Origin of the sequence: Acetobacter tropicalis (assembly GCF_001580915.1) — a bacterium.
Lineage (GTDB): Bacteria > Pseudomonadota > Alphaproteobacteria > Acetobacterales > Acetobacteraceae > Acetobacter > Acetobacter tropicalis.
Window position 1 is genome coordinate 37,954 of the sequence record NZ_LHZQ01000222.1, and the last position, 17,535, is coordinate 55,488.

Genomic DNA, 17,535 nt, shown 5'->3' on the forward strand with positions numbered 1-17,535 from the left:
ATCGTCCGTTAGTTTGGAAGAGCGGTCAGGTTGGTCTGGCGGGGGCTCCGTAGCTGAATACTGAGGGTTTTTGTCCCTATGGTTCGTGGAAATATTTAAAACTGCTTTTTTAGGTTCTGCAAAATCCTTCGTCACGCTGTGTCGCAGCTTTTTCGGCAGCGTCTTTGGGTGATCAGAGTGCTGGCTGGCGTAACAGAGTCCATTCCGCGTAGGATATAGGGCGGAGGGATCTGCTTCTTGATTGGCAGGGTTTTCAGTCGGGACGGCATCAGGTAGGGGAAAAGGGCGGCCACTTTTGGGTCGCCTCTTTTTTTGCGGATAGTTCAGCATGAGCCGTTTCTGGAGCCCCCTTGTCCATAGTCTGACGCCCTATGTGCCGGGTGAGCAGCCCAAGCTGGCTGACCTGATCAAGCTGAACACCAACGAATCTCCTTACGGCCCTTCTCCTCGTGCGCTGGAGGCCATGCGCGCCACGGCGGATGAAAACATGCGCCTGTATCCCGATCCAGAATGTCTTGCCCTGCGCACGGCGCTGGGAAAGCGTGTCGGGTTGCCGCCCGAGTATGTGTTTGTCGGGAACGGGTCTGATGAGGTGCTGGCGCACGCGTTTCAGGCGTTGTTCGCACATGGAGACCCCCTGCTGTTTGCAGATGTGACCTACAGTTTCTACAAAGTTTATTGTGGTCTCTATTCTCTGCCATACCGGCTTGTGCCGCTGACGGAAGACATGCGTGTTCGGGTGCAGGATTACACCGGACCATGCAGTGGCGTTGTCTTGGCCAACCCCAACGCGCCTACCGGGGTTGCTCTGGGGCTTGATGATATCAAGGCCTTGTTGGCCATGCATCCTGACCGCGTTGTGCTGGTGGATGAAGCCTATGTGGATTTTGGCGCGGAAAGCGCTGTCAGCTTGGTGAAAGATTATCCCAATCTTCTGGTGGTGCAGACGTTCTCCAAGTCTCGGGCACTGGCTGGTGCGCGCGTGGGGTTTGCATTCGGTCAGCCGGACCTGATTGAAGCGTTGGTGCGCGTCAAGGACAGCTTTAATTCCTACCCGCTTGACCGTATTGCGCAGGCGGGTGCAACGGCTTCCGTTGAAGATGAAGCGTGGTTTGAGCAGTCCGTTCAGAAGGTTATTGCGTCCCGCACCAGTTTGACCTCCGGCTTGCAGGGACTGGGGTTTGACGTCTTGCCTTCACAAGCCAATTTTGTTTATGCTCACCATGCTGATCGTGATGCGGTGCAACTGGCGGCGGCCCTGCGGGAGCGCGCCATAATTGTTCGCCACTTGCGTGGTCCGCGCACATCATCGTGGTTGCGTATTACGGTTGGGACAGACCAGCAGTGCGCTATGCTGCTCTCTGCCTTGCGGGATATCCTGCACCGCAATACCTGAACAGGCTCTCACCGTCGTGCCGACAAGGCTGCGGCGGTTAGGCGTGTTTTCTGTATCAATAATCAGGATCGCTTGTTCTCCCCTTTGCTGAAAGAGCGGGAGAGGAAGTGCGTTATATGTGTGCTCTGTTGTGGTGTGGTGCCACATCCGGGCGTGTTTGAGAGATGGAGTTTTACCCCCATGCGTGCCTTTCATGGTCAGCTTTCTGATAACCAGCCCATCCGCCGCAATCTGGCCGAAAAGCAGAAACAACTGCGCGACCTCAAGGAAACTCTGGCGGGTATGAAGTCTCATACGTCTCCGGCCTTAAAGGAGAGCGTGCGCAAGCGTATTGCCCAGCTTGAAGCCGAAATCAGTGCGGCTCCGGTGTTGAAATCCGCCCAGAAAACCTCTGCACCGCGTCAGGGAGCCAGAGCGCCGCAGGGGCGTCGACCTGTGCGTGGGCGGTAAGGGGTAGATTGGGAGAGCCGTATTTTGTAACCCCGCCACCTCGTGATATGTAGCGGGCGACTCTGCAATGGCAGGCTGAAATGCCTTTTCAGGAAGCAGTTCAGCCGCCTCAGGGGCAAAGGTCATCATTTCGGGAAGTAGGGAGTAGAGTGATGGCCGGAACCACCTCGTCCACTATGCCTGATCTTCTCTCGGAAGGTGGCACCTTGCTGCGTGATGGCCTGATCTGGGCCATTTTCTGCCGCCCCGGGCAGGAACCTCTGGAACTGGACCGTGAAGTGGTCTCCCACCGGCTGGCGACGGGCGTTTTCCCGCCTGAAATTGCTGCCATGGAAGGCTGGGCCTGGTTTCATTTTGATATTGTCCACACCCTCTCCCGCGCCCAGATTGAGAGCATTCCGTCTCTTCCCGAGGAAGTGCGGCAGGTTCTGACCAATCTGGAACGTAGCATCCGTCTGGACAATGAAGAGGAAACGGTGTTCGGCGCGCTACCCGCGTTTGATGATACCACCACGGATGATGACCGTAATGTCAGCACATGGCGGTTTGCACTTCAGCCCGATTTGCTGATTACTACCCGACGGCACCCCATTCCGGCGCTGGGGGTTGTGTTTCATGAATTGCAGCGCGGTCTGGTGCCACGTTCTCCGGCTAATCTGGTTGATCGTGCCCTGCTGGAATTTGCTGACACGCTGCGGCGTGATTTTGCGCGGCTTGATGATCAACTGGATCGGGCAGAAGATGTGTTGCTCATGCTGGATCGGGACACGGATCTGGGCCGTATGAGTGGGCTTCTGGGCCTTGTTCGGCGGCGCTCTACGGAGTTACGCCGGGTGCTGGCTCCTGTTGATCGTATTTTCCGCGATGAAGAACTTGAACTGCCGGAATGGGCTGAGGACGATCTGCGTGACCGCTCCCAACGGCAGGTTCATGCAGCGCTGGATGACCTTTTAGCCTTGCAGGACCGTGCCCGGTCCCTTCAGGATGAACTCACATCCAATCAGGCGGAAGAAACCAACCGTCGGCTGTATATCGTGTCTGTCGGCACAACCTTGATGTTGCCTGCCACCTTTGTGACCGGCTTTTTCGGTATGAACACAGGCGGAATGTTCCTGACGGATGGCTCCTGGGGCACGGTAGAGGCGGGCGGTCTGTGTTTTATTATCATGCTTGGCACTTGGTTTGTACTGAAGCTGACAAAGCTGCTCTGATTTTGGACTCGGCCCGGGCATTTTGCAGGGCGTGCTCGCGTTCAAAGGCGTAAGAGCCTTTCTGCCCGCAGTGTTTTACAGGCATGGTCTGACGTAGGGGGCTTGAGTGTAAAAGGTACCTGGAGCCTGATAGAGACTTCTAACAAAAGAAGAAAATTCGTTTTTTCTTTTTAAAGAGCAAGTCAGAGCGTCTCAAGGAGAGAAATGGTCGCTCTCCGGTCAGGTAATGGTTTGGTTAATTTTTTATGAAATCCGGCCTTGTGCAGGTGAAATACATAAAATTCCGCGTTTAATACGGGGTATCGCAACTCACCTCGTGGTTCCCATGCTCCATTTTGCTCCGTATTCGGTGCTCTCGCTTCTGGCGCTGACCATCTGTTTTCTGCTGGTCTGCGTTTTTGAATTTGTTAACGGCTTTCATGATACGGCTAATGCCGTTGCCACGGTTATTTACACGCATTCCCTCAAGCCCAAGCAGGCCGTGCTCTGGTCTGGCCTCATGAACTTCATCGGGGTGTTGGCTGGCGGTATCAGCGTGGCTTACGGCCTTGTTGAACTGCTTCCCGCAGACGTGCTCTCTCCCCCTAACGGTGACCCCGCCGTGCCCATGCTGATCGCCCTGTTTGGCACAGCGCTGGCGTGGAACCTGTTTACCTGGTGGTTTGGTATTCCCAATTCCAGTTCGCACTGCGTCATTGGTGCTCTGATTGGTGTGGCGATTGGGGATGCGTTTCTGCATGCCCGTGGACTGGGCAATAGTGTTGATTGGTCCCAGATCTGGAAAGTGCTGCGGGCGCTGGCAATTTCCCCCATTCTAGGGTTGGTGGGCGCCGGGCTGCTCTACACCCTCATGAAACTGGTGATAAAGGACCCGGAACTGTATCAGCCGCCGCAGGGTGAAAAGCCGCCGCATAAATTTGTGCGTGGCCTGCTGATCCTGACCTGCACGGGTGTCAGCTTCTCCCACGGCAGCAATGATGGTCAGAAAAGTATCGGCCTGATCATGTTGACCATTATCGGTATTCTGCCCGCTACCTTTGCGCTCAGTCCCAATGCGGCACCGCATATTGCCCAGATCGCGCCTCAGGCTGTTATCGCTGCTCCGTTGATTGACAAGTATGATCATGATGGCCTGCGTGATGAAGCTGTGCTTTCAGCCAACCGTTTGCAGCAGACAGACCCGGAAAAGGTTGTTCCGTCCATGCTGCGGGCTGATATTTACGAGGTTATTGCTGGCCTGAAAGCCGTGAGCAACAACCCGGATGCCTCTGCTGCTGATAAGAAAACAGCCAAGGATATCAGTGCTACCCTGCGCCCCACTGTGGAATATGCCCCTTGGTGGGTGCGTCTGCTCAGCGCGCTGTGCCTCGGTCTGGGCACGATGATTGGCTACAAGCGCATTGTGCATACGTTGGGTGAGAAAATTGGCAACACCCATCTTACACCGGCACAGGGCGCTTCGGCAGAACTGGTGGGTGCAGGCCTGATCGCCACGGCTGGTTATACTGGCTTGCCCGTATCAACCACGCATATCATCACGGCTGGTATTGCTGGCACCATGATAGGTTCAGGAAGCGGTATTAACCCGGCCATGCTGACCAAAATTGCGCTGGCTTGGATCTTCACACTGCCCATTACCATCGCGATTGCAGCATCGCTGTTTTATGTGATGAGCATGTAAATACGCGCCGCCTGAAGTGGCATTGTGTCGTTAAGGAAATTCCTGCCTAAGCTTTTGTGCTGGCAGGGATTTTTTTGACCACAGCAGGGGCCTTGCAGATGTCCGATGTATTATTCTGGCGTCGCACAGGGCGGAGGGAGCGATGGATGCCTCTATATATGGCTTACAAGAGCGCGGCTTATTCTAAAATACGCAGCAGAAAGGACTGTTTTCGAGCCATACACGCATAAGGCGGAGCGTCTCAGAGGAGACGGGTTTGTCACACCTGTCACGCGCTGCGGGGCGCGAGAAGGATCATCAAGGCTCCTCCCAGACAGATCAGTGCTCCCAGTATTTCCCACCTGTCTGGGTTTCTCCCTTCCACTAGGCGCATCCACAGGAGAGAGGCGGTAATATAGACGCCGCCATAAGCGGCGTAGGCCCGGCCTGCGCTGTCAGAATCAATGCGGGTCAGCACGATTGCGAAAAACAGAAGGCTGAGCACACCCGGCGCCAGCAACCAGGCCGAGCGTCCTTCTTTCAGCCAGAGCCAAACGGCGAAGCATCCGGCAATTTCAGCGAAACCTGCCAGCAGATAAATGACCAGAGGTTTCAGAAACAGCATGCCGCCTTCTGTTAGGCTGAGGACGCAGCAGAGGCGCGATAAGCCTGCATAACGTCCCTGGTCGGGCCATCCATGCGGATACGGCCTGCTTCCATCCATACCAGCCGTGTGCACCATTTTTCCAGAACACCCAGCGCGTGGGAGGTAATGACCAGAATATCCGTGCCATTCACTACAGAGGCGAGGCGTTTCTCCGCTCGTTCCTGAAAATGCACATCTCCCGCCATGAACCATTCATCCATCAACAGGATCTGAGGCGTCATGGTGGTGGCAATGCCAAACCCCAGCCGGATACGCATGCCAGTAGAATAGAGGCGCACAGGCAGATCCAGAAAGGTTTCAAGCTGGGCAAAGGCTTCCACATCCTGCTCCAACTGTTTGATCTGCGCGGTAGTCATGCCCTTATGGCGGCCCATCAGGGTGATGTTCTCACGCCCTGTCAGTTCCTGATTCATACCAGAATTGACATCAAGCAAAGCAGCAACCTGCCCGTGAATATGCACATTCGGAGCATCGGGCATGTAGATGCTGGCCAGAACGCGCAGAAGAGTCGATTTGCCCGCGCCGTTATGACCAATCAGCCCCACGCGTTCGCCCGCGCGGATGTGGAGGGAAACATCCTCTAGTGCCTGCACATATACGGTGCCACTTTCACCGGGTCTTAGCTGGACCTGACCACCAGTACGAGGGCCAGTGGCGTTGGTGAGAATGGACTTACCCCGCTTGAACAGCATTTTCTTGAGGGAGCGAGCCCCTCCATGAAAAATAGGGAAATCAAGGGAGAGGTGATCAATATCGATGCGGGAAGTGCCATGGGGCACACGCCGAGCCTGAAGAGGAGAGGTGCTCATACCCAGAATGCCAGCCGGTTGCGGGAGCGGGAGAACGTAAACAGCGCCAGCAGACAGAGGAGCACGCTACCGCCAAGAGCGATCAACCACGCCATTCCACTGGGAAGTTGGCCAAGAAAGGGCCTGCGCACAATTTCAAGCATGGAATAAAACGGGTTCAGATACAGCCACCATGCAGCGGAGCCAAGCTGTTTTGGCTCCCAGATGATAGGGGTAACGTAAAACAGGATCTGCAGAAGACTGCCAACAATGGGAGGAATATCCCTAAAACGTGCGCACACAGAGCCCAGAAGCAGGCAGAACGCCACACAGTCCAGCAGCCACAGAATAAGGGCAGGGAGGGCAAGTAGCATGGTTATACCAGGCCACACACCCATGATGATAAAAACGGCCACGGGAACAACAACCGTATAGCTGAACATGATACCGCACCGGATTGTGGTGCGCAAAGCCTGCACCGTGTACGGCATTGTGACCGAGCGGAGGGTTCCGGCAGCGCGGGTGAAGGTGCTGCAGCTTTCCTGAATGAGGGTGGAAAGCCCGTTCTGCCACAGAATCAGCGAAATTGAGATGTAGGGCAGATAATCGTGTATGTTCAGATGAAAAAGCTGGGAATAGATAAGCCCCATGGCGCCAACCATTACCGCCGTTGTGAGCGTGAGCCAGAAAGGCCCGAAGGTTGAGCCGCTATATTGCAGCCGCACATCCAGCCAGCCCAGAGTTGTTGCCAAGCGCCACAAAGCGCAGGCCTCTGCAATATCCTGGCACGCAAGCAGGATGCGGGATTTTTTTGCACTCCACTCTTCTGGTTCTCCAGAATGCTGGGGAGCGGGCGCAGAACGATCCGCGGCAAATGTCTGCTCGGGGGAGGAGGAACTGACCATCATGCTTTCTCGCCTATCCGATCAGGCTTGCGCCTGCAACTCTCAGCTCTCACGCCATATGCTTCCTGCGCATGACGTGTTGCATGGAAAAGAATGGCGTTATAAACATTCAGAAAAGATTTTTTCCAAATACTTTCAGGAGGATTTCCGGGTCGGCCGGTGCTCCTCGTCTTTCAGGCAGGGCGGATATAATCCATGACATCCAGGCCATCTTTCTGTTCCGGTGCTTTCCTGGGCCGGCGCAGTGGCAGAATGCTGCGTCGTGTTTTCGGCACATCGCCAGCGCTTGGTCTTCTGGCCTTGCTGGCCGCCTGCGCGGGCCAGCCGCGGCCAGGGGATGCCCCTACTATGCCTGTAGCAGAGGAAGCCGCGCAGTATCGGGCGCATGCCCGGTCCTACTACGCGCCGCCGGGTCCGCCCGAAGATCCGTGGGGGCCGTATATTCAGGAGGCCGCCAAACGCTTTGACGTGCCAGAAGCCTGGGTCCGGGCCGTGATGCAGCAGGAATCCGGAGGCCGCCTGTTCCATAACGGTCAGTTTGTCACATCGGTTCCCGGCGCCATGGGGCTGATGCAGCTTATGCCGCCCACCTACGATGAAATGCGTTACGCCTACAACCTTGGCGATGACCCCTATGAACCGCATGATAATATCATGGCGGGCACCGCCTATCTGCGGCAGATGTATGATATCTACGGGTCTCCCGGTTTTCTGGCCGCCTACAATGCGGGACCGGGTCGGCTTGAAGATTTTTTGACCCGCAACCGCACCCTTCCGCGTGAGACCCGCAATTATGTGGCGTCCATAGGCCGCAAGATTGTCGGAATTTCTCCGTCCAATCGGTCTCAGGCCGATATTCTGGTCGCCAGCCACGATTCCATGGCTCTTGCCTACCAGCCTGTGCAGACCAATCCTGAAACCAGTGCGGTACGGACTGCCTGGGCCCGCAGGCGGGAGGGAAGTGCCGATACGCAGCCCGTGCAGGTGGCTGAGGTCGCCAATGATGGCAATGCACCCGTCACGCCGTCTTATGGGGCAGACTGGCATCCCGTTGCGCATTCAGGCTCCAGCATAGTGGCTGCCACAAGCCGGAATGATGTCAGTGCTGCTTGGGCCAAACGGCTTGGTGCAGGCGCGGCAACCTCCGAGCCGGTACAGGTTGCGCAAGCGGTCGATTCGTCCGAACCTGTTGACAATCCCATTGCTGACCCTGCGGTGCAGGAAGAAGCGACCCCCGCGCATGTTGTGCGTGTGGCGGCTTCCACCCCTGCTCCGGCAGCCCGGCAGAATGGCCATAATTTTCATCTGGTCACGCCTGCCATGGCTGAACCCGCACCGTTGTTGACCCGTAAGGCACGGACTGCTGCGGCGCGCGACTGGGCTATTCAGGTGGGGGCTTTTGGTTCTGCGTCTATGGCGCAGCAGGCGACAGGGCAAGCAAGAACCCGTGCCAACTCGTCCCTTTCTGGGGCAAAGGTGCAGGTGGCTGCGGTGCAGGTGAACAAAAGCCGCCTTTACCGGGCACGCCTCACCAATCTCTCGCATGAAGATGCCGTAGCAGCCTGCCGTCATCTGAGCGGATGTGTGGTTGTGTCCCCCTCTTCCCGCTCCTAAGCGTTAAGAGGCCAATCTCGGGCCGGTATGGCCCGAGAGAACAAGGGCGTGGAGCAAGAGGATTATCTTTATGCTCCACGCAATCCCTCTATCGACGTTAAGATTACTTCTTCTGATCAGCGTTTTTGGATTTCGCCGTTGCGTCTGGCAGGGGTGCGTTTTCCCGGCCCGAATAGCGGTCAATAATCTGGTCCACTGCCGCCGCAGCTTCCTGTGCAGCAACAACGGCCACATCCCCCCAATACTGGTCCAGAGAATGGGCTTCGATATCGTGAAGCTGGGTGGCGGCTCCTGCTTCCTTCCCCGCTTTATCCAGCACTTGCCAGACAATCTCGATGTGTTCCTGAGGATGGCCGGTAGTGCCTGCAGGGCCCGGTGTCAGCTTGACGTGACTTTTGACCGTGAAATCGGCATTTTCAGGCGAGTTCTGCAAGGTGTCCGGCGTATTGCGGAAGGAGGCGGCAAATGCGCGGGAAAGAGAGATGTCGCCATCGCCCGGGGCACCGGTTACACCCGTGAAGTAGACACGCGCGGCCCGATGTTTCAGGCTGTGCGGGTCCTTTTCCATATCATCCGCCTGAATACCCGTCAGGACAGAGGCAATGCGCGGGGCAGCATCAGCCGCTACAAGGTTGAGCATCTGCGCATCGGCCGTTGACCATTGCTGTGCGGGTACGGGGGCACCTTCCTGTGTGGCCCGGATCTCGTTCTTGGGGGTCATGACAACATAGAGAGGCACAACCTGACCGCCCCGCATTTCTGCGCGCACTTTCAGCCACCAGTCTCCCTTGCGTACAGGCTGGGCCATGGCTGGAATGGTCTGCTGCAAGAGTTCTGCCGCCAAATCCTTGGCCCAGACCTGCGCACCATCATTGGGGAGTAGAGAGTCCGTGGGGGGGGGAATATCCAACCGGGAGGGGGGCGCGTTGGCTGCAAGCTGTTGGGCTTCTTTCCCCGGATTGGAAAAAGGATGAGGCACATCCAGACAGCCGCCAAGCAGAAGAAGAGCGGAAAGGGGAAGGGCAGTCTGGCGGAAGAAAGACATCATCCGTTCTGGGCTCCGGGCGCAATGACAGAAATCTGGTGTCCGATGGGGCCTCCTCCTGCCAGAGTGCGCCTCCGGTGGCTGAAAAAGCGTTTCTCATCCCGCATGGTATCTACGCCCAGCGCCACGGCGTGGCCAACGCCGGCCCGTTCCAACCGGAACACACACCATCCGGCCAGATCAAACTGGTAATGGTTGGGGCGTTGGCCCGGCGCAAAAAAACGGGCTGCCTGTGGGTCAGCGGAAACAATGGCGTGGTGCATGTCCTCGCCTGTTTCATAGCTTTCCTGTGCAATGCAGGGGCCAACTACGGCCCGTATGTCTGCCGGGGTTGCGCCCAAATCCTGCATGGCGTTCAGGGTTGCTTCAAGAACTCCGGCCAATGCACCACGCCATCCGGCATGGGCTGCCCCCACCACACGGCCATCGGCCGAGGCAAACAGCACGGGAGCGCAATCTGCGGTTATGGTGCCTAGCGCGACATCCGGACGTGTGGTGACCATGGCATCAGCTTCTTCTCCCGCTCCAAACGGCCAGGGCTCAGTTACCGTGATAACGCGCTTGCCGTGAACCTGCGTAACGCCGAGCAGATTGTCTGCGGATACGCCGATCCACTGCGCAACACGGCGGCGGTTTTCCGCCAGATTGGCCGGATCATCCCCCGCGCGGGTTGAGCAGTTGAGGCTGGCATAGGGGCCAGTGGAGACCCCGCCTTCACGCGTAAAAAACCCGTGCCGCGTACCGGACAGCAAGGGGCTGGTTAAAGGGGAAGGCTTAGTGCCAGAAGGCTGAGAGGTGCTGGGGCGGATGCCGGAGGTCATGCAGCCGGTCCTTTCATAAAGCCGGGAGGCGCAGGCAGGGTGGGGCTGGTGAGCGCCAGAACGCGGAAAAGGTGCCCCATTTTTTCCGGTGCCGCCAAGCGTTGTGCACCACTGTGGAGCATGGCAGCGTCTTCCTTGCTGGCATGGGTTGCAAGCTGTTCGGTCCGTTCCATCAGTCCTAGAGCACGTAAAAACGTCCCTTGTGTGACCGCCCCATAAGTTTGAGCACCCGCTTGCTGCGCTTGCGCAGCAAAAGCTGTGAAATCAACATGGGCGGTCAGGTCGGCTTCCCCCGCGGCTTCAAGAGGGTGGGCCGGGCGAGCATGCCGCAATGCCTGCAGGGAGTCTCCGGTCAGGCTGGAAGAATGGCCGTAATCAAGAAACAGAGCTGCTCCCGGTGTGTGGCAGAAGCGCTGGCCGAGCATCTGGGCCACAGCGAGGGCAGGTTCACAAACCTCCACCACGCTGTTGTCTTCCAATGTTCGGCCATCTGGCAGAACTGGTGGGGGGCAGGGAGCCAGGCAGAACAATGCACCTTGGACATAGCGTTCCTGCCAGCCGTTCTTGGGGTTGTGTTCAAACTGGCGGATGGGGAGGGCATCGAGAAATTCATTGGCTAGTAGGATCATCGGTCCGTCAGGCAGGCTTTCCAGCGTGTCATGCCAGGTGGGGTGCGTGTAGCGTGCCAGGGCGGCCTGCTGAGCTTTCCGCATCAGCGGGGAGGTTTCAATCAGATGCACCTCAAGGGACTGGGCAAAAGCTGGCACCTGCTTGGAAATCAACCGTAGGGCATCCGCCATCAAGGTGCCGCGCCCGGGTCCTGCTTCTGCAAGAATGATGCGGTTCGGGCGGCCCATGCTAACCCAGACCATGGCGGCCCATGCCCCCAGAAGTTCCCCGAAGACCTGCGAGATTTCAGGCGCAGTGATGAAGTCCGATAGCAAGGGGTGCGTTGCGTAATAGCGGGCATTGGCGCGCGCCATGAACACATCCAGCCGTTCGGCTTCGGGGGGGAGGGGAGGCATGGTTCGCAGTCTCAGGATTCAGCGGTTTCAGCATCCGTAAGCGGCAAACCTGCATAAACGGGGCTGCGGCGGGCATGCAGGATCAGCGCACCACCAGCGATAATCATGGGAATGCACAGTAATTGCCCCATGGTCAGCCCGCCCGGCAGGAAGCCGAGAAAGGAATCTGGCTCACGGAAAAATTCGCAGAAACTGCGGGCACAGCCGTAACCCACAAGAAACAGCCCGGCCAGAAAGCCGGGGCGTTCACGCAGGCTCTGTTTGCGAGAAGCTGCGAACATGACCAGAAACAGCAGCAGCCCTTCTGTCAGCGCTTCATACAGTTCGGAGGGATGGCGGGGAATGCCCCCAGCATCCGGAAAAATCATGGCCCAAGGCAAGCTGGCTGGCGCTTCCCGCCCCCAGAGTTCGCCATTGATGAAGTTGGCAATCCGGCCCAGCCCCAGCCCAATTGGTACGGCCACCGTAACGCGGTCAGCAAAGGCAAGAAAATTAATGCGATTGTACCAGGTAAACAGCGCCATGGCGATAATCACGCCAAGCGCCCCACCATGGAAAGACATGCCACCCTGCCAGACTTTGAGAATGGCGAGAGGATGCGTGAGGTAATAGCCCGGCTGGTAGAAAAGGATATAGCCCAGCCGTCCGCCCAACAGCACGCCAAGGGTGACCCACCCTAGAAAATCATCAGCCTGTTCTGCTGTGCCGGCTCGGGGCGCCAGCCTGACGAGCCGCCGAAGCAGGGCGATGCCCAGCACGATGCCTGCAATATAGGAGAGAGCATACCAGCGGATGGTAAGCGGCCCCAGATGCACCAGTACAGGGTCAAACTGGGGAAAGAGAAGAACAGGCAGCATGCAGAGGATGATCCAGTAGGGCTGAGGAGGAAGGGCAGGCGTTACAGGTACGGATTGCCGGTGGCCAGATAGTCCTGCACGTACCGGCGGATTCCCTCTTCAAGGGGTGTAAACGCCTCCGTATAGCCTGCCGCGCGCAGGCGCGTAAGGTCCGCCTGTGTGTAGGACTGATACTGTCCGCGCAAACTTTCCGGCATGTCTATGAACTCCACTTTGCGGGCAACGCCTGCCGCATCACACACAGCGTGGGCCAGATCCAGATAGGTGCGCGCCGTGCCGCTGCCACAGTTGAACAGGCCGCAAACGGCGGGGTTGTCATACAGCCAGAGCATGACCTTCACCACATCTTCCACCCAGATGAAATCACGCGCCTGCGCACCATTGGCAATGTCCGGGCGATCAGAGCGGAACAGGCGGGCCGGGTTTCCGGCCATCACTTCATCATACTTTACCTTCACCACAGAGATCATCTTGCCTTTGTGGTATTCGTTAGGGCCATAAACGTTGAAGAACTTCAGCCCCGCCCATTGCGGAGGCCGTGGAGCGCGCTGCTTCAGTGCTTTCATGACGTGTTGGTCAAAGACATGCTTGGACCACCCGTACAGGTTCAGCGGTTCAAGCGTGTTCAGCTTGGCGGGGTCATCCGAAAACAGTTCCGGTCTGTCTGCCGCGCCATAGGTGGCAGCGGAGGAGGCATAGATGAAGCGGGTGTTATTGCGCGCACACCAGTGCCAGAGGCGGCGGGAAAGGGCGATGTTGGTGCGCCACACCAGATCCGCATCCCGCGCGGTGGTTTCACTGATCGCTCCCATATGGAAGACCGCGTCCACTTTGGGGTTGGTCTCCAGAAAAGCGTCAAGTTCTTCCGGCGGGATGAGTCGGGCAGGAGCATGCCGCGCCAGATTCCGCCATTTCAGGTCGGACCCCAGCCAATCCACCACAAGAGTATCCAGCCCGCGTTTGGTAAGGGCAGCTTGAAGACAGGAGCCAATGAAACCGGCGCCACCGGTAATGATAATCATGGAAGCAGAGTATAAAGGCCTCAGCCTCAGCCTCCAACCCGACAAGGGCCATAGAGGGCTTTTTGCTATCTATGGCTTCTGTGGTGTGGCTGCATCAAAACGCGCCAATAGGGCGGGAAATGCAGAATTTGGGGGCTTTTGAGCCGGGTTTGTCTTAATGAAGGGCGTAATGGGGCCTCCACAGGGTTTTGAATGGCTCTGGTATCTGGGGCACTCCATCCGTTTCTAAAGGATTTCTTGATGAAGAAGCTTCTTGTTCCCGCGATTCTCATCGTCGGTCTGATTTTTATATTTGGAACAAGTTATAACCGGTTCATGAGCGCGGATCAGCGCGTGCAGGAACAGATGGGGCAGTTGCAGAACGAAGTGCAGCGCCAGTCTGACCTGATTCCCAATCTGGTGAATACGGTAAAGGGCTATGCCACGCATGAGCATGACACGCTGACAGATTATGCGGGGGCCCGCACGGGTGAGACTGCGCTGAACAAGATTGATCCGCGCACTGTGGATGACAAAACCCTGCAGGAAAAAATTCTGGAGGCACAGACCCGGAACGCACAGGAAATCAAGGCCATCAACGCTGTGGTGGAACAGTCCCCCCAGTTGCAGGCCAATCAGGATTTTACCCGCCTGATGGTGCAGCTTGAAGGCTCACAGAACCGCATTACCGTTGCACGCCAGCGGCTGCAGCAGGCCATTCTGGCCTATAACCAGACAGTAGCGCGTTTCCCCGGTAATCTGCTGGCTGGCATTCTGGGCTACCATACCCGCGTTTATTATGAAGCTTCTCCGGCAGCGCAGACACCGCCGGTGGTTGATTTCTCCAAGCACTGATCCGTGCTGTTCAGTAGGGCGCAGGCCATGTTGCAGGTTTCCATATCCCGTGATGTCGTGCTCCGGCCTGTGCGTATTCTATGCGGCGTGTTCCGCGTTGCTCTGGCGCTGTGCGTTCTCTCGGTAGCGGGGGTTTTATCCTTGCTGCCAGCACAGGCGCAGGACGCCGCTCCATTAAGCCAATGGGTGAATGATCCGCAGCAGGTGCTCTCCGCGCAGGATGCGGAGGCGTTGACCCACAAGCTGTTTTCTCTCTCCCAGACACTTCCCGGTCATCCGCAGATTGCCGTATCTCTGCCGGGGCATGTGGATGACATTGACAGCTATGCGAATGAGGCCTTCCACGCCACGGGGTTGGGCCGCAAGGGGGAAGATAATGGTGTTCTGATTGTTCTGGATATTCCGGACCGTCAGTCCCGCATAGAAGTGGGATACGGACTGGAAGGCGTTCTGACGGATCTTCAGAGTTCTGACATTCTTCGCGCCGCACGGCCAGCGCTTCAAGCAGGCCAGTATGCGCAGGCGCTGAACGGAATAGTGGATGCGCTGGCAGATATTCTGGTTCATGCCGAACCGTCCAATCCTGCCAGTGTGAGTGCGGCATCGCAGGTTGATCCGTCAACAGATGCGGTGGAAGCCCTTGTGGGGCTGGTTGTGGTGATTGGCCTGTTTGTTGTGCTGCCCTTCATCATGATGCGCCGCGCCAGAAAGCGGGCCATGCGGTATCCGGGTGGATATGTGCCGCCGGAAAACCGTCAACCCAGCCCGGGTTGGTCTCTGGCGTTGAATATAGGCCTCAATCTTCTCTCTGCGTTTTTGCAAAGCGGTGGGGGCCGCCGTGGCGGCGGTGGAGGAGGCAGTGGGCCATCTGATCCATTCCGGCCCGGCGGAGGGGATTCCGGCGGGGGCGGCGCACGGGATAGCTGGTGAGAGCACAGTGCGGTGGTGATCCGCTCCGCCTTTCCGTAGGATGCGCTTGCTAACTGACTATGAGGCTGTGTGAAAAGCCAGCAGAATAGGCTGCTGCACGATGGTTCACGCAGTCTCTCTAAACAGGGGAAAAGGATGTCTGAGGAAATTACTGTGGTGGCTGTTGTAAAGGCCAAGAAGGGGCAGGAAAAAAGTGTGGCGGATGCCATGGCGGCCTGTGTTCCAGAGTCACGCGCAGAAGCAACCAACATCCAGTACGTTCCCAACCGTGATCTGGATGACCCGCAGACCTTTATTTTTATTGAAAAATGGGCCAGCCGTGCTGCCTTGCAGGCGCATATGGAAACGCCCCATTTCAAGGTGCTGGCTGAAAGCCTGAAGGACAAGGTGGCAGAGCCGCTTTCAGTGCGTATTCTCCAGCCTTTGGTAGCTGAATAAAAACAAAATAAGGGAGGTAGCCCCACAGGACAGGCAAGAGCCTCCGGCCATGGGGTTGCAGACTGAAGGCTAATAAGAAAAAAACCGGGCGGGGCATATGGCCCCACCCGGTTTTTTTGTGCGTTTTTATCGCCGTACCGTAAGGCTCAAGGCAGTGTTAGCGTAGGACGTATTGCTGGAACACCACCACAAGGCCCATCAGCAGGGTAAGGAAAATACTGTGCTTGAAGGTGCGGGCCAGCACCACCCCTTCCTGTCCTTTAAGGGAGGTGACAGCTACGCCAGTGGTGATGTTCTGGGGTGAAATCATTTTGCCCATCACCCCGCCGGAAGAGTTGGCGGATGCAAACAGCACGGGGTCCAGAGAAAGCTGGTGGGCGGCGGCAACCTGCAAATTGCCGAACAGAGCATTGCCTGACGTATCGCTGCCCGTGAGGAAAACGGCAATCCATCCCAGAAAAACAGACACAAACGGGAACAGCACACCTGTAGAGGCAACGGCATAGCCGAGTGTGTACGTCATGCCTGAGTAGTTCATCAGGAAGGCTAGCCCGATAGTGAGCGCTACGGTAATGACGGCAAGCCAGCCCTGCCTGGCCGTTGTTTTGAGCGCAGCCCAGAATTTTTGCGGGGAAATGCCGGTCACCAGAGCTGTCAGCAACGCGGAAACCAGAATTGCGGTGCCGGTGCCCAGAGGTTCAAAATTCCATACGGCAGCGTAAGGCTTCTGGTAGAGCGAAATGAAGACCTGCTGATCCAGCCCCGGCCAATGGACCGGCGTTGCACCAATTTTGGCGATGTGCAGGGAATCCCATACAATTACGACCAGAATAACGATAATCCACGGAATCCAGCCCTGCCAGTGCGGGCCGTTCCAGTTTCCCTTCTGAACAGGAGCCTGCGTCAGAAAGGTTTCATCAATGGCATAGGCGGGGTCCGGTGCAGGTTGCCAGACTTTGAGGAAAAGAATGGTGACAACCAGAGAAATGCTGGAAGAAAGCACGTTGCTGAGGCTGTAGGTGATCCATGTGGAAACCACGACCATGGTGATGGCAAAACTGCTGCCGGCAATCAGCAGAACAGGCCACAACTGCTTGACGGAGCGCCAGCCTGCGTAAAGCACCATCACGTAGAACGGAATCAGGCAGGCAAAAGGAGCAAGTTGCAGGCCGATTGTGCTGCCGAGCGTTGTGGCGGGCAGACCGGTAATGGACGCCAGAACGGTAATGGGGATGCCCAATCCGCCAAAAGCGACCGGCGCGGAATTGAAAATCAGCACATAGGTCAGCGCTTCCAGCGCAGGAAATCCCAGCATGATCAGCAGGGCGCTGGTAATGGCAACCGGTGTGCCAAACCCGGCAACCCCTTCCAGCGCGGCGCTGAAACAGAAGCCCAGAACCACCAGCATGATGCGTCTGTCATTAGGAAGGTGGGTGATGATCCACATTCGGAAGGCGTCAAAACGGCCTGTCTGGATAGCGATGTTGAACAGGAACAGGGCGCTGAGCGCGATCCACATGACAGGGAGAATGGAAAATACCATACCGTTGCTGACGCTTGCAAAAGCCAGCGAGGAGGGAATTCCCCACACAGCAATGGCCATGATGAGGCCAACAATCAGCCCTCCCAACGTGGCCTGCCATGCCGGACGGCGTAGAACGCCCATCAGAATAAGGGTGATGATAATAGGTGAGGCGGCAAGAAGAAAAGAGAGAACAAGATTGTTCCCAACAGGCGCAAGAGGCTGGGTGAACATGAGCGGCTCTTCAAGTCATTGTTGCTTCCTGCAAGAGGAAGGTCGCACAGTATAATGGCTGGTATGCGCTAAAGGTAACGTCACGTTTATGTGTGATGAGGCTTGCAGCTTAGGGG

17 protein-coding genes are annotated in these 17,535 nt (G+C 57.1%); 8 read left to right on the forward strand and 9 right to left on the reverse strand.

Annotation, left to right across the window (positions count from 1 at the left end; all coding sequences use genetic code 11):
* Positions 1-328 precede the first annotated feature (328 nt).
* The 4 genes from hisC to AD944_RS15020 all read left to right on the forward strand — a co-directional run bounded on the left by hisC (position 329) and on the right by AD944_RS15020 (position 4,738).
* Positions 329-1,396, forward strand: a complete 1,068-nt coding sequence (gene hisC, locus AD944_RS15005; RefSeq protein WP_045542931.1) for a histidinol-phosphate transaminase — start codon at positions 329-331, stop codon at positions 1,394-1,396.
* A 180-nt stretch (positions 1,397-1,576) separates the two neighbouring features.
* Positions 1,577-1,846, forward strand: a complete 270-nt coding sequence (locus AD944_RS15010; RefSeq protein ID WP_045542932.1) for a hypothetical protein — start codon at positions 1,577-1,579, stop codon at positions 1,844-1,846.
* Between the two features lie 152 nt (positions 1,847-1,998).
* Positions 1,999-3,057 (forward strand): transporter, encoded by a 1,059-nt coding sequence (locus tag AD944_RS15015; RefSeq protein ID WP_045542933.1) that lies wholly within the window; start codon positions 1,999-2,001, stop codon positions 3,055-3,057.
* A 325-nt stretch (positions 3,058-3,382) separates the two neighbouring features.
* On the forward strand, positions 3,383-4,738 hold the full coding sequence (locus AD944_RS15020) for an inorganic phosphate transporter (RefSeq protein ID WP_045542934.1): 1,356 nt from the start codon (positions 3,383-3,385) through the stop codon (positions 4,736-4,738).
* 268 nt (positions 4,739-5,006) lie between these two features.
* Here AD944_RS15020 and AD944_RS15025 read toward each other — a convergent pair whose 3' ends face one another.
* The 3 genes from AD944_RS15025 to AD944_RS15035 are packed head-to-tail and all read right to left on the reverse strand — an operon-like array spanning position 5,007 to position 7,080.
* Positions 5,007-5,342: a YnfA family protein gene (locus AD944_RS15025; RefSeq protein ID WP_045542935.1), complete on the reverse strand. Its 336-nt coding sequence runs from the start codon at positions 5,340-5,342 to the stop codon at positions 5,007-5,009.
* A gap of 11 nt (positions 5,343-5,353) precedes the next feature.
* Positions 5,354-6,193, reverse strand: a complete 840-nt coding sequence (locus tag AD944_RS15030) for an ABC transporter ATP-binding protein (protein ID WP_045542936.1) — start codon at positions 6,191-6,193, stop codon at positions 5,354-5,356.
* A complete protein-coding gene (locus tag AD944_RS15035; protein WP_045542937.1) occupies positions 6,190-7,080 on the reverse strand; it encodes an ABC transporter permease in 891 nt (296 codons plus the stop codon). Before AD944_RS15035 ends, AD944_RS15030 begins: the two co-directional genes overlap by 4 nt.
* 249 nt (positions 7,081-7,329) lie before the next feature.
* Here AD944_RS15035 and AD944_RS15045 point away from each other — a divergent pair, with 249 nt between their 5' ends.
* On the forward strand, positions 7,330-8,691 hold the full coding sequence (locus tag AD944_RS15045) for a transglycosylase SLT domain-containing protein (protein ID WP_052427224.1): 1,362 nt from the start codon (positions 7,330-7,332) through the stop codon (positions 8,689-8,691).
* A 103-nt stretch (positions 8,692-8,794) separates the two neighbouring features.
* Here the strand turns inward: AD944_RS15045 and AD944_RS15050 are convergent, their stop codons facing one another.
* From AD944_RS15050 to rfaD, 5 genes are read right to left on the reverse strand one after another with little or no spacing between them, the layout of a single operon-like run.
* On the reverse strand, positions 8,795-9,739 hold the full coding sequence (locus AD944_RS15050; protein WP_045542940.1) for a hypothetical protein: 945 nt from the start codon (positions 9,737-9,739) through the stop codon (positions 8,795-8,797).
* Positions 9,736-10,557, reverse strand: coding sequence for a peptidoglycan editing factor PgeF (pgeF, locus tag AD944_RS15055; protein WP_045542941.1), 822 nt, complete (start codon positions 10,555-10,557; stop codon positions 9,736-9,738). The genes AD944_RS15050 and pgeF overlap by 4 nt, the downstream gene beginning before the upstream one ends.
* Positions 10,554-11,582 carry a class I SAM-dependent methyltransferase gene (locus AD944_RS15060; RefSeq protein ID WP_045542942.1) on the reverse strand — a complete coding sequence of 343 codons (1,029 nt, stop codon included), beginning with the start codon at positions 11,580-11,582 and terminating at the stop codon, positions 10,554-10,556. The genes pgeF and AD944_RS15060 overlap by 4 nt, the downstream gene beginning before the upstream one ends.
* A gap of 11 nt (positions 11,583-11,593) precedes the next feature.
* Positions 11,594-12,439 carry a prolipoprotein diacylglyceryl transferase gene (lgt, locus tag AD944_RS15065; protein ID WP_035377878.1) on the reverse strand — a complete coding sequence of 282 codons (846 nt, stop codon included), beginning with the start codon at positions 12,437-12,439 and terminating at the stop codon, positions 11,594-11,596.
* Positions 12,440-12,480: 41 nt separating this feature from the next.
* Entirely contained in the window at positions 12,481-13,461 is a 981-nt protein-coding gene (rfaD, locus tag AD944_RS15070; protein WP_061474882.1) for an ADP-glyceromanno-heptose 6-epimerase, read from the reverse strand.
* Between the two features lie 240 nt (positions 13,462-13,701).
* Between rfaD and AD944_RS15075 the strand changes: the two genes are divergently transcribed.
* The 3 genes from AD944_RS15075 (at position 13,702) to AD944_RS15085 (ending at position 15,663) form a co-directional block, all read left to right on the forward strand.
* The gene (locus AD944_RS15075) at positions 13,702-14,295 is read left to right on the forward strand and encodes a LemA family protein (RefSeq protein WP_035378161.1); all 594 of its coding nucleotides are present in this window, start codon (positions 13,702-13,704) and stop codon (positions 14,293-14,295) included.
* Between the two features lie 3 nt (positions 14,296-14,298).
* Positions 14,299-15,225 carry a TPM domain-containing protein gene (locus tag AD944_RS15080; protein WP_145912870.1) on the forward strand — a complete coding sequence of 309 codons (927 nt, stop codon included), beginning with the start codon at positions 14,299-14,301 and terminating at the stop codon, positions 15,223-15,225.
* A gap of 135 nt (positions 15,226-15,360) precedes the next feature.
* A complete protein-coding gene (locus tag AD944_RS15085; RefSeq protein ID WP_035377882.1) occupies positions 15,361-15,663 on the forward strand; it encodes a putative quinol monooxygenase in 303 nt (100 codons plus the stop codon).
* Between the two features lie 157 nt (positions 15,664-15,820).
* Here the strand turns inward: AD944_RS15085 and AD944_RS15090 are convergent, their stop codons facing one another.
* Positions 15,821-17,419, reverse strand: coding sequence for an L-lactate permease (locus AD944_RS15090; protein ID WP_045542950.1), 1,599 nt, complete (start codon positions 17,417-17,419; stop codon positions 15,821-15,823).
* Positions 17,420-17,535 lie beyond the last annotated feature (116 nt).

Coding starts and splice junctions, on each gene's coding strand:
- hisC (WP_045542931.1), top strand. CDS start 329: ATGAGCCGTTTCTGGAGCCCCCTTGTCCATAGTCTGACGCCCTATGTG.
- AD944_RS15010 (WP_045542932.1), top strand. CDS start 1,577: ATGCGTGCCTTTCATGGTCAGCTTTCTGATAACCAGCCCATCCGCCGC.
- AD944_RS15015 (WP_045542933.1), top strand. CDS start 1,999: ATGGCCGGAACCACCTCGTCCACTATGCCTGATCTTCTCTCGGAAGGT.
- AD944_RS15020 (WP_045542934.1), top strand. CDS start 3,383: ATGCTCCATTTTGCTCCGTATTCGGTGCTCTCGCTTCTGGCGCTGACC.
- AD944_RS15025 (WP_045542935.1), bottom strand. CDS start 5,342: ATGCTGTTTCTGAAACCTCTGGTCATTTATCTGCTGGCAGGTTTCGCT.
- AD944_RS15030 (WP_045542936.1), bottom strand. CDS start 6,193: ATGAGCACCTCTCCTCTTCAGGCTCGGCGTGTGCCCCATGGCACTTCC.
- AD944_RS15035 (WP_045542937.1), bottom strand. CDS start 7,080: ATGATGGTCAGTTCCTCCTCCCCCGAGCAGACATTTGCCGCGGATCGT.
- AD944_RS15045 (WP_052427224.1), top strand. CDS start 7,330: ATGCTGCGTCGTGTTTTCGGCACATCGCCAGCGCTTGGTCTTCTGGCC.
- AD944_RS15050 (WP_045542940.1), bottom strand. CDS start 9,739: ATGATGTCTTTCTTCCGCCAGACTGCCCTTCCCCTTTCCGCTCTTCTT.
- pgeF (WP_045542941.1), bottom strand. CDS start 10,557: ATGACCTCCGGCATCCGCCCCAGCACCTCTCAGCCTTCTGGCACTAAG.
- AD944_RS15060 (WP_045542942.1), bottom strand. CDS start 11,582: ATGCCTCCCCTCCCCCCCGAAGCCGAACGGCTGGATGTGTTCATGGCG.
- lgt (WP_035377878.1), bottom strand. CDS start 12,439: ATGCTGCCTGTTCTTCTCTTTCCCCAGTTTGACCCTGTACTGGTGCAT.
- rfaD (WP_061474882.1), bottom strand. CDS start 13,461: ATGATTATCATTACCGGTGGCGCCGGTTTCATTGGCTCCTGTCTTCAA.
- AD944_RS15075 (WP_035378161.1), top strand. CDS start 13,702: ATGAAGAAGCTTCTTGTTCCCGCGATTCTCATCGTCGGTCTGATTTTT.
- AD944_RS15085 (WP_035377882.1), top strand. CDS start 15,361: ATGTCTGAGGAAATTACTGTGGTGGCTGTTGTAAAGGCCAAGAAGGGG.
- AD944_RS15090 (WP_045542950.1), bottom strand. CDS start 17,419: ATGTTCACCCAGCCTCTTGCGCCTGTTGGGAACAATCTTGTTCTCTCT.